We start from the raw sequence: 11,932 nt of genomic DNA on the forward strand, positions 1-11,932 counted from the left end.
ACAACTTCTTTATTTTCATTTACGGTTGGTTTTATGATTTCATTAAAATAAAACTCACTTGGTATAAAAATTCCACTCCGTGCAATCTCCATCATACCACTTGAAGAAACCGCACCAAGGAAAATCCCTAAACTGGCAACAATCATAATAAGTTTAAAGGAAACAGCTTTTGAACCTATAGCGGAATTTAAAAAATTGACAGCATCATTAGCAACTCCAACAACCAAATCTGCAACTGCTAAAAGACCCAAGGCAATTAGCATAATTAAGTACATATCATTCATCTGTAATAAGCTAAATTTAGACCACAAAATTCTAATTATTTTTGCTTTCCAATGTTACCTAAATGTTATCTGTTTTGTTGGATATATTTAATTTTAATACAGATTTATTACTTAATTTGAATGATATTTAGATCTCCAATGTTAAATATCTACATTTATAGAAATTATAAAAAACACAAATACAGATAGTTGCAGGCTTAAAGTTAAGTAAACGTTACTAAAACATTTCAAAATTGTAAAATATTAATTATATTTGTTTATAAATTATTAAATACCAAATGCTATGAAAAATATAATTTTAACTCTAACCCTTTTACTTATTGGCACACATGTCTTCGCGCAAGATGCTCCATTAAAAAAGCTAATTAAGAAAGGAGATCTTATTGAAGCACAAATTTTTCACGACAATGGAATTGTAAGCCAGGAAGGACAATACAACTTAGATGGAACCTTACAAGGGACCTGGATTAGTTATGATGAGAACGGAAATAAACTAGCCGTTGCAAAATATAACAATGGAGAGAAGGTGGGCACTTGGTTTTTTTATGATGGCAAAACCCTGAATGAAGTAAAATATACAAATAATAAAATAGCCCAAGTAAAAACTTGGAAAGAAGGAGAAACTCAAATTGTGAGTAATTTTGAATAAATACAATATAATGTAAATAAAAAAAAGGGCCTCCAAAATGAGAGGCCCTTTTTTTTGCTTAAAATGTCAAGCTATACCCTAACGAAAATGAAGTTCCGGGCGCTCTGTATTCAAAGGGCTTGTCTGAGGCATTAAATGATTCATATAAGCTTTCTCTTGTATCGTTTAAAATATTATCAACTTTTAGAGTCATAGAAGCCTTTTTTTCTGGGCCTATAGTTTTTGAAAAGTTAAAATTTAAGCTGTTAAAAGGTTGAATGAAAACATCAGGGTTTTTACCAAAACCAACAACATCAAGTGTTTTTCCCTGAACATTGTAAAACAGCCCTGTTTCGATACCTAAATCTTCATTGTTATACAATAAACTTGTATTAATCAAAAAAGGAGATTGACCCTGAAGGGCTCTCGTATCATCAATTTTTTCACCTTCACGGGCAAAGTTCAGTCTGGACTCATATTCTTCACCTTCCCCTTTGTTCATTTCGATTTTAGAATCAATTAACGAAACATTCAGATTGATACTCAAATTTTTAAGATTTTCAGCAATGAATTGAAAGTTTTTTCTTGCTTCAAACTCCACCCCAATAACATCTGCTGAAGGAGCATTTCTAGGTGTGAAATTGTTGGGTGCTATGTTTGAAAAAGCTACAATTTCAATGGGGTTTTTAAAGTGCTTATAAAAACCACTAATAGCAAACATTTGAGCGTTATCATTAAATGCCTCATATCTTAAATCAAAGTTATCTATGTATGATGGTTTTAAATCAATGTTTCCTAAGAAGGTAATTCCAGTTAATAAGTCTACAATTTGCACCAAAGACTTTTCTTTAAAACTGGGTCTTGCGGTTGTTTTTGAATAAGAGAGTCTAATGTTTGAATTAGGCATTACCTCATATATCAGGTTAGCTGATGGAATAAAATCAAGCTCATTAAGTAACTCATCATTATCAAATTGCAGTGTTTGACCATCCTGTCTACCTTCACCTGTAAACAAACTTGTAAATTGTTCTGCTCTAACACCAATGATTGTTCTAAAGTTTTCACTGAATCTAAATTCATTTGATAAATATACTGCGGCTGTCGATTGAATCGCATCAAACGTGTTAGCAGGTTGAAAACTTCCCCTTAAATAATAACCTGAATTTGATTCTACCGTCCAGATATTATCAGGAGTTAGTATAGCGTCGGGATCACCGTTTAAATCAATTGGGTTAACTCCTCTAAAACCAATGTCATAACTGTTTATGGTATAATCTCTTTGTTTATAGCTGTACAAAGCACCAAACTTTAGGGTTGAAGAATTATTAAATAAAGTATATTTTTTTTGAAAGTCAATTTTTGATACAGCATTTACTTCTTCAAGGCTCCTCCAAATTCTGTTAGGGAAACCTGCATCTGCACTAATTGTAAATTCGCCCTCTCTTTCAATAAAAGTAGTTAACCTTACATCTTTGTCTTCACTTTTTGAAAGTGTTGGTGAAATTTTCCAATCAGTAATAAATGACCCATCTCCGCTAGTGTGTTTTCCGCCAAAAAGTAAATTTGTTACAGACCTTTGAGTATATTCAAGGTTGTCTTTTACGGTGTTTATATCGTTTGATATTTCGGTGTTTTGATTGAAAAGAGCTGCTCTGCTTTCGCCATTTTGTATATGAAGAAGGTTTAAAGTGTATTTTGATTTTGCAGTTTTAAATGATAAACCAGTCATAATTGATGCTAAGACATTATTTTGACCTACGTCGCCAAACTGTCTTCTATCAAATCGAAGTTCATAACTATCTCTTTCTTCGGGTTTTTGATAAACTCCATTTTCAAAACCTTCATAAAAAGTTGTTGCATTTTTATAATCAATTGACGCAATAAAACCCAGTTTGTTTTTATTGAATTCAAATTGATTTCCATAGTTAAAACCAAAACTAAAATCCATCAGGCTACTTTCGCGTTGAGCAGCCATATTAGGGTCAAACAGTCTGGTTATGGTTTCCAAATTACTGTTGGATTCTGCAGGGTTTGGAATATTTATTTGAGACGAAATGGGTAACTCTCTTGTACCATCATCAAATCCTAAAAAATCTGTATTTCCTCCTTCTTGTGATAAATAATTGTTATTAAAATGCATATCAGGATTGTATCCGGCTGAAAATGAAACACTCATTTGTTTTTTAGACGGGAAATCTTTAGTAACGATGTCAACAACACCTCCTGTAAAATCTGCAGGCAACTCTGCTGAAGCTGATTTGTAAATTATGATATTTTCCAAAATATTAGTAGGAAAAATATCCATTTGAATGGTATTTTTATCAGGATCCAGTCCCGGAATATCCATTCCATTTAAAATAGATTTTGTATAACGATCACCCAAACCTCTTACATATAGATATTTACCTTCTTGAACAGAAACACCCGGAACACTTTTTACAGCCGAAGCAATACTACTAGCGCCACTTCTGCTAATACTCTGGGAAGAAAGCCCGTCCATTAATGTGGCAGAATTTTTTTGAAGGTTTAAAACAGATTCCTCTGTATTGCGTCTAACTGTTGTTGAAATCACCACTTCGTCAAGTATGCCGGTAGATGCATTCAAAGTAACATCCATTTCAAATACATTTCCATTCGAAATGGAAACCTCCTGAATTTCTTTAGTTTCATAACCAACAAATGAAAAGACAATCGTATAAACACCTTCTTCAAGGTCAAGGGAATAATCTCCTTCAAAATCTGAAGTAGTACCGTTTGACGCTCCTTTAACACTAATTGTTGCAAAAGGAAGAACATCATTGTATTCACCATCATAAACAGTACCTGAAATTTTCCCAGATTGAGAAAAAACATACAATGTGCTCAGAAGGCAAAAGAGAATCGAAAATAAATGTTTATTTGACATAGTTTAATTTTAGCTTGTGCTTTTAAAGCAATTTTATATAAAGAGTTTTTAGAAAATCTAAAAAGTCCATCCTCATATGAGGATGGACAAAAAATGAATTATTGCTAATTAATATGATTTTTAAAATGCATTTTGTTGAGCAGCAAATGTCCAAGAGAAAACATTTAAGTTTGCTCCAACAGTTGCGTTTGCAGGTGAACTAATAATTGTTACATTATCTGTAAACAAGTTTTCTAATCCTACAGGTGCATCTTCCAATAAATCTACTGCATTTGCAACTCCGGCAGGTAATACTATTTCCCAGTTAGAAAAGTTCAATCTTCCATTGGCATATTCAGTTTGAGAATCCTCACCACTAATTCTGATTGTTGAAGTAGCACTGATGTCATATACCAAAACATTGTTTAGACTTGCCAAAAGTCCATCTCTTAAATCAGCAGTCCTACTACTAATTCCTCCACCAATTATTGTAATGTTATTCATTGTAAATGAATCTTCTGTAGCAGAAGAACCTTCAGGTCCGTCAAGCTCCAACCCAGTTCCTGATGTAGCACCTTGAATCACCAACCCATTTAAAATGGTCCCTGAGTAGGCTTGATCGGCGTCAAAACCATCATCACCACATCCCCAAACAAGTAAGTTTGAAGAATTTACTGTTCCGCCAAACCACTCAATTCCATCATCTTGGTTGGCAACAATTTCAATATTGTCAATGATAGTTCCTGATCCAACACCACCAAGTGTTAAACCATTGATTTCGTTGTCCTGACCAATGGTAATGCCACCGTGTCTAATGGAAACATAACGAATGATACCTGAGTTGTCGTTTGGAGTTGTTCCACCATATTGACCAAATGGCTCATTTGCAGGGATACCTTCAATTTGAGCTGTTTCTAAATCTCCACTTACTGAGATGGGTGCTCTTCCTAAAACAATTACACCACCCCAAAGACCGGCATCCTCAACTGTTAAGTTTGAACCTGCAGTTTCTCCCACTTGAATATCATCTAGGATTGAAGTAAAAATAATTGGTTCACTAGCTGTTCCATCGGCAATGAGTCTTCCTCCCTGGTCAACAATTAACGCTGACGCTAAAGTTTCTTGACCTTGCTCACCTTTAACAATTGTACCAGGTTCGATGGTTAAAGTTACATTTTCGTCTACAACCACTTTTCCGTCGAGTACATAAATGTTTTCTGAAGTCCAGGTTTCATTTTCTGTAAGAATACCACTTTTAACAATGATACCACCCTGACCACCATCATCATCATTTAAAATGGGCCCATCATCATTCCCGCTACAGCTTGTGCCTAACCCAAGAACTGCAATTGATACTATGGATAAAAAGAATTTTTTCATGATTTTTTTAATTTTAATTGAAATTATAGATTGTTTAAGTTTTGATGTCACAAAGAAACCTCATGCAAGTAAAGTTGGTGTTACATGAAAATTAAGTGTTTGTCAGTTCAAGGTTATCAAAATGTTAATCACTTTTAGATTTCTTTACATACATCAGTTTTACTTAAAGTAGTATCTTGCAGATATAAAAATTCAAACCATATCACAATGCACTGGGAACAGCTTTTATCATTAAAAAAACAGGGCGATACGACCAAAAGATTACGTTTAGAGCAAGACGAAACCCGCCTTGCTTTTGAAGTTGATTATGACCGCATCATCTTTTCTTCAGCCTTTAGAAGCTTACAGGACAAAACACAGGTTATACCACTATCAAAAACCGACTTTGTGCATACTCGTTTGACACATAGTTTAGAGGTTTCTGTTGTTGGAAGGTCTTTGGGAAGGCAAGTTGGTAAGGCTATTTTACGGTTACACCCTCATTTAAAAGATACCTTGGGCTATAGCATCAATGACTTTGGGGCGATTGTTGCAGCCGCTTCCCTTGCACATGATATTGGAAACCCACCTTTTGGACATAGTGGCGAAAAAGCCATTGGAGATTATTTTTTAAATGGAAATGGCAAACGTTTTAAAGATTTACTTACTGAAAAACAATATCAGGATTTGGTCGATTTTGAAGGAAACGCCAATGGATTTAAAATTTTAACCCAAAGCCGAAAAGGAGTTGAAGGAGGGCTGCGCCTCACCTATGCAACATTGGGGGCTTTTATGAAGTATCCTAAAGAATCTTTGCCAAAAAAGCCTTCTTCAGATATCAGTGATAAAAAGTTTGGTGTTTTTCAAAGTAACGCAACTTTTTTTAAAGAAGTTGCAGAAGAACTGGGCTTACAAAAAAAAGGATTAGAAAAAAACATTCACTATCAAAGACACCCGCTGGCATTTCTTGTGGAAGCAGCAGATGATATTTGTTACACTATCATCGACTTTGAAGACGGAATCAACCTAGGTTGGATTGACGAGTCTTATGCACTTGAATATCTAACAAAACTAGTGAAAGATACACTCGACATCAAAAAGTTTCATTTACTTCAAACCACCTCAGACCGTATGAATTATTTGCGATCACTGGCAATTAATAGATTGATTCAGGAAGCAGTTACTGTGTTTGTTGAAAACGAAAAAAAACTATTGAATGGAACTTTTAATGTTTCACTGTTAGATAAAAGTAATTTTAAAGCACAAATTGAAGACATTATAAAAATAAGTGTTCAAAAAATATATAAAAGCCGGGAAGTGATTGATAAAGAAATCGCCGGCTATAAAATTTTAACAACTCTACTTGACGCCTATACAAAAACAATTGAAAATAAGTTTACCGGAAAAGATTTTCATTATGATAAGCTTTTGTTAGAGGATTTAAAAACCTTTGACTTCAGTCAAGAAAAACATCTTTATTCATTTCTGATAGATTGCTGTTCATACATTGCCGGTTTGACTGACGGAAATGCATTATTGACGTTTAACAAACTATCAGGTAAAAATGTTTAGAAAAATTTATAAAAGTTAAAACAAAAACAAATAGTTGTTAGTTTATTTGCTTTATCATATATTTAGCAATCAAAAAAAATAATTATCAACCAATTAAAAGCTTATTTTAATATTATTCTTTCAAACAATGAAAAAAATTATTTTATGTTTTGTATTTTTAGGAGTTGGCCTTCTAAATGCACAAGATTTTCCCTCGGTCATTGATTCTTATTTCAATGAAAACAAATCACAATTAGGTCTTAACACACAGGATTTTGAAGATATTCGAATTTATAACCAACACTACTCTGAAAGTACAAAAGTAAATCATGTGTATGTGGTACAACGGTATCAAGGTGTTGAACTATTTAATGCTACTTCAAACTTTGCAATTGATAACAATGGCAATGTAAAATATGCTACAATTGATTTCTTGCAAGGAGTTTCTCAAAAAATCAACTCTGCTACTCCGGGTTTAACTCCCGATCAAGCAATTTATCAAGCAGCAAGTCAACTCGGTTTAAATGCACCAACAGGTCTTGAATTGATAGAACAAACCGAATCCAATAAATACCTTTTCAACTCAGGAAACATATCTCAGGAAAATATAAATGTAAAATTAGTTTTTCAACCAAATACAAACCAAACAAGATTGCGGTTAGCTTGGGATTTAGATATTTTGATTTTAGATGGTGACCATTGGTATAGCGTTCGAATTGATGCTCAAACCGGCGAATTATTAAGTACTCACGACTGGATTTCAAAATGCAATTTTGGTGAAGCTCACTTCTCTTCCCACACAAATCAATTAAATTCGTCAACTAAAAGTATATTAGAAGTTGAAACGGCATCTTTTACTCCAAATGACGGCTCACAATACCTTGTGTTTCCAATGCCGGTTGAAAGTCCAAGTCATGGAAACGCAGTCCTTGTTTCAGAACCGGGTGATCCTGTGGCTTCCCCATTTGGATGGCACGATACTGATGGGGTTGTTGGAGCAGAATTTACAACCACTCGCGGAAATAACGTAAGAGCGCGTGCAGACATTGCCGGAAACAATACAGGAAACTATACTGAAGGAGGGAATGATTTAGAATTTGAATTTGAAATTGACTTTAATCAGCAACCTATTGGTTATGTTGATGCTTCAACTACCAATTTATTTTATTGGAATAACATTATACATGATGTTTTTTACAGATATGGATTTGATGAACAAAGCGGAAATTTTCAGGAAACTAACTATACCGGCCAAGGTCTTGGGGGCGATGCTGTAAATGCTGATGCACAAGATGGTTCAGGGATGAATAATGCAAATTTTGGCACGCCTCCTGAAGGAAACAGACCCAGAATGCAAATGTTTTTATGGAGTGCGCAAGGCCCTCCTGGGGAGCCATTGACAATTAATAATGGACCTTTAGCTGGTGATTATACTGGTTTAGGGGCTCAGTTTGGAGATCCAATCCCAACCACACCTTTAACTGCTGATTTAGCACTTGTAAAAGATGATAATTCCGGCCCTTCTACAGATATATATGATGCATGTGACTTAATCACAAATGGAGGTGAAATAGACGGAAAAATTGCTGTTATTAGAAGAGGAGAATGTCAATTTGGTTTTAAAGTGCTCGCAGCTGAAAATGAAGGAGCGATTGCAGTAATTATGATAAACAATGTGCCCGGTGAACCCATAGCAATGGGACCTGGAGACGTTGGTGATCAGGTAACAATTCCTTCTTTAATGATTAACCAATCTGATGGCGATGCCATTATTGATGCTCTAATAAATGGACAAATAATCAATGTTACCCTTGAAGATGCAGGACCCTACATGATTGATGGTACTCTTGACAATGGAATTATTGCACACGAATATGGTCATGGAATATCTAATAGACTAACAGGTGGGGCATTTAATTCTAATTGTTTATCCAATGACGAACAAATGGGTGAAGGCTGGAGTGATTATTTTGGTTTAATACTAACCATGAAAGCAGAGGACACGCCAGATCAACCACGGGGTATTGGAACTTTTGCGGTTGGACAACCCACTAATGGAAATGGAATTAGGCCAGCTCCTTATAGTACAAGTTTTGCTGTAAATCCATATACTTATACGGCTACAAACAATGCAGGAATATCTCAACCTCATGGAATTGGGTTTGTATGGGCAACAATGCTTTGGGATTTAACGTGGGCATTGGTGGATGAATATGGATTTGATCCTGACATCTATGAAGGCACAGGAGGTAACAACATTGCTCTTCAACTCGTAGTTGATGGCCTTAAATTACAGAATTGTAGTCCCGGATTTGTAAATGGAAGAGATGCAATTTTACAAGCAGATGAACTTGCAAACGATGGAGTTAACCAATGTCTTATTTGGAATGTTTTTGCTAATAGAGGACTTGGTTTAAGTGCTAGTCAAGGAAATTCAAATAACCGTTTTGATCAGGTTGAGGCATTTGATGTGCCTGAGGAGTGTTTGCTTGGAACACAAGGTCAATCTTTCAATAACTTTATGATTTATCCAAACCCATCACAAGGGAATATTAATATTGTCTCTAGACAAAACATGGGTGATAGCACAATTTCAATTTATGATATCAACGGAAGAAAAGTATTCAGTCAGAATGTTATGATGTCCGGTGCTGTTAATATTCAGGCCGATAACTTAAATACAGGAGTATATATTTTACAGATTGAAGGAGAGGATTACACCCACAATGCAAAATTAATTATCAAATAATATTTTAATTTAATTCTTTAAAAAAGACTGTCAATACATTGACAGTCTTTTTTTTATTGTAACTTTTGAATGAGTTCGGATATTTTTTTTGGAGAAATACCACATAAATCTTGAAGTTCTTCAACACTTCCGTGTTCCGGAAACTGGTCTTCAACTCCTGTAACATGAATAGTATTTTTGTAATTGTTGGATGCCGCAAATTCAAGTATTGCACTCCCAAAACCACCTGTTTTAACACCATCTTCAATAGTAATAATTGTTTTATGCTTTTTAAAAATGGCATTTAATAACTTTTTATCCAAAGGCTTGATAAAGCCCAGATCATAAACAGCAACTTCTTGGATTGAACTATTAGTCAAAGCCCTTTCAACATTTGTTATAATAGTTCCAACACTAACTACTGCAATACCATTTCCTTTTTTAATGCACTCACCTTTTCCAATTTCTTTTTTTGTAAAAGGCTTTTTCCAATCAATTTTAGTACCCCTGCCTCTAGGGTATCTAATAGCGATTGGTAAATTGAGACCTAAAGAAGCTGTGTACATAATGTTACGAAGTTCAATTTCATTTCGCGGAGCAAAAACTATTAAATTTGGAATACAACGCAAATATGCCAAATCAAAAATACCGTGATGAGTAGCGCCATCTTCACCTACAATTCCGGCGCGGTCCAGACAAAAAATTACCGGTAACTTTTGCAAACACACATCATGAATTACCTGGTCATAAGCACGCTGTAAAAAAGTGGAGTAGATATTACAAAACACAATCATTCCTTGTGTCACCAGACCCGCAGAAAACGTAACAGCATGCTGCTCAGCGATACCTACATCAAATGCACGGGCAGGAAAAGTATCCATCATAAATTTCAAAGAACTCCCAGTGGGCATCGCCGGGGAAATACCCATTATTTTTGGATTTTGTTCAGCGAGTTCGACCATCGTAATCCCAAATACATCCTGAAATTTGGGTGGTTGTAAAACTGCTGATTTTGGCAACAAATCACCGGTATCTTTGTTGAACTTTCCGGGGGCGTGATATTTTACCTGGTCTTCTTCTGCTTGACGGAGACCTTTTCCTTTTTTAGTAATAACGTGAAGCAGTTTAGGTCCCGGTACTTTCTTTAAACGTTCCAGTTCCTGAAGTAATTCCATTAAATTATGCCCATCTACCGGCCCAGAACAATCAAAATTCAAAGCTTCAAAAATTGTATCCTGATTGGGCGTTCTTTTCAAGGTGGCTTTGGTCAAATATTCCTTTAAAGCACCCACACTAGGGTCAATGCCAATTGCATTGTCATTAAGAATGACTAAAAGATTGGTATCTGTTACACCTGCGTGATTGAGCCCTTCAAAAGCCATTCCTGAGGCGATGGAAGCATCACCCACCACAGCGATGTGTTGCCGTTTTGTGTTTCCGTTGAGTTGGGAAGCAATCGCCATTCCTAAAGTAGCTGAAATGGCTGTTGAACTGTGTCCAACACCAAAGGCGTCATAAACACTTTCTTCCTTTTTTGGGAAACCGGAAATACCATTCAACCGGCGGTTAGTGTGGAAATTAGCTTTTCTTCCAGTCAAAATTTTATGCCCATAAGCTTGATGTCCCACATCCCATACCAATAGATCCTCAGGTGTGTTGAAAACATAATGCAATGCAATGGTCAATTCTATAACGCCCAGACTGGCGCCAAGATGACCTTCTTTAGTAGCAACAATATCGATGATGAATTTGCGCAATTCTTTGGCAAGCTGAGGTAGTTGACTCCGAGTGAGTTTGCGTAAATCTTCAGGGAAGTTGATATCGTCTAATAAAGATGTTGCCATATTGCAAAAGTAAACAATTGAAGTTGTATTTTTGATATATAGATTAAAGACGTTAGACAATAGATATAAGACCTGATGATTGAACCATTTGATGACAGTTATTTCATGAAACGTGCTTTACAGGAGGCTGAAAATGCCTTCGCTAAAGGCGAAATTCCCATTGGAGCTGTGATTGTGGTGAACAATAAAATCATTGCCCGCGCACACAATCTCACCGAAACTTTAAATGATGTCACCGCGCACGCCGAAATGCAAGCCATCACCGCTGCTGCCGATTTCCTGGGCGGAAAATACCTGAAAAAATGCACACTTTATGTTACCATAGAACCCTGCCAGATGTGTGCTGGAGCTCTCGCTTGGAGCCAGATTGACCGGGTGGTTTTTGGAGCTCGGGACGAGCAACGAGGGTGCATCACTATGAAAACACAACTCCACCCCAAAACCAAAATGGAAGGAGGCATTTTAGCTGAAGAAGCTTCAGAGTTATTGAAGCGGTTTTTTATAGAAAAACGAAATTTAAATTAAAAATGAAAAACCAAGAGATTCAATTTCATTTGTATCCTCCCAGTTTTTAAAGACTAAGCTTTCTCTTTTACAGCACAGGTTTTAATACCAAACAGTGAGTATAGCCCACAAAAACCTATAAAACTGGTT

Annotated in this window: 7 protein-coding genes and 1 pseudogene; 4 read left to right on the forward strand and 4 right to left on the reverse strand. The window is 35.6% G+C overall.

Annotated features, from left to right (window positions below):
* A pseudogene (locus AACY61_RS02170) lies at window positions 1-284 on the reverse strand (hypothetical protein); the annotation flags it as partial.
* A gap of 283 nt (window positions 285-567) precedes the next feature.
* Between AACY61_RS02170 and AACY61_RS02175 the strand changes: the two are divergent.
* A complete protein-coding gene (locus AACY61_RS02175) occupies window positions 568-933 on the forward strand; it encodes a hypothetical protein (RefSeq protein ID WP_339609753.1) in 366 nt (121 codons plus the stop codon).
* 58 nt (window positions 934-991) lie between these two features.
* Here AACY61_RS02175 and AACY61_RS02180 read toward each other — a convergent pair whose 3' ends face one another.
* Window positions 992-3,817 carry a TonB-dependent receptor gene (locus AACY61_RS02180; RefSeq protein WP_339609755.1) on the reverse strand — a complete coding sequence of 942 codons (2,826 nt, stop codon included), beginning with the start codon at window positions 3,815-3,817 and terminating at the stop codon, window positions 992-994.
* A gap of 120 nt (window positions 3,818-3,937) precedes the next feature.
* Window positions 3,938-5,176, reverse strand: a complete 1,239-nt coding sequence (locus AACY61_RS02185) for a hypothetical protein (protein ID WP_339609757.1) — start codon at window positions 5,174-5,176, stop codon at window positions 3,938-3,940.
* Between the two features lie 207 nt (window positions 5,177-5,383).
* Here AACY61_RS02185 and AACY61_RS02190 point away from each other — a divergent pair, with 207 nt between their 5' ends.
* Complete coding sequence (locus AACY61_RS02190) at window positions 5,384-6,727, forward strand: deoxyguanosinetriphosphate triphosphohydrolase (RefSeq protein WP_339609759.1); 1,344 nt, start codon at window positions 5,384-5,386, stop codon at window positions 6,725-6,727.
* Window positions 6,728-6,854: 127 nt separating this feature from the next.
* Entirely contained in the window at window positions 6,855-9,455 is a 2,601-nt protein-coding gene (locus AACY61_RS02195; RefSeq protein WP_339609761.1) for a T9SS-dependent M36 family metallopeptidase, read from the forward strand.
* A 53-nt stretch (window positions 9,456-9,508) separates the two neighbouring features.
* On the opposite strand, the gene AACY61_RS02200 is transcribed toward AACY61_RS02195, so the two are convergent.
* On the reverse strand, window positions 9,509-11,278 hold the full coding sequence (locus AACY61_RS02200) for a 1-deoxy-D-xylulose-5-phosphate synthase (protein WP_339609763.1): 1,770 nt from the start codon (window positions 11,276-11,278) through the stop codon (window positions 9,509-9,511).
* A gap of 75 nt (window positions 11,279-11,353) precedes the next feature.
* On the opposite strand from AACY61_RS02200, the gene AACY61_RS02205 reads away from it, so the two are divergent.
* Window positions 11,354-11,803, forward strand: a complete 450-nt coding sequence (locus tag AACY61_RS02205) for a nucleoside deaminase (protein ID WP_339609765.1) — start codon at window positions 11,354-11,356, stop codon at window positions 11,801-11,803.
* Window positions 11,804-11,932 lie beyond the last annotated feature (129 nt).

Origin of the sequence: uncultured Planktosalinus sp. (assembly GCF_963973675.1) — a bacterium.
GTDB lineage: Bacteria > Bacteroidota > Bacteroidia > Flavobacteriales > Flavobacteriaceae > Planktosalinus.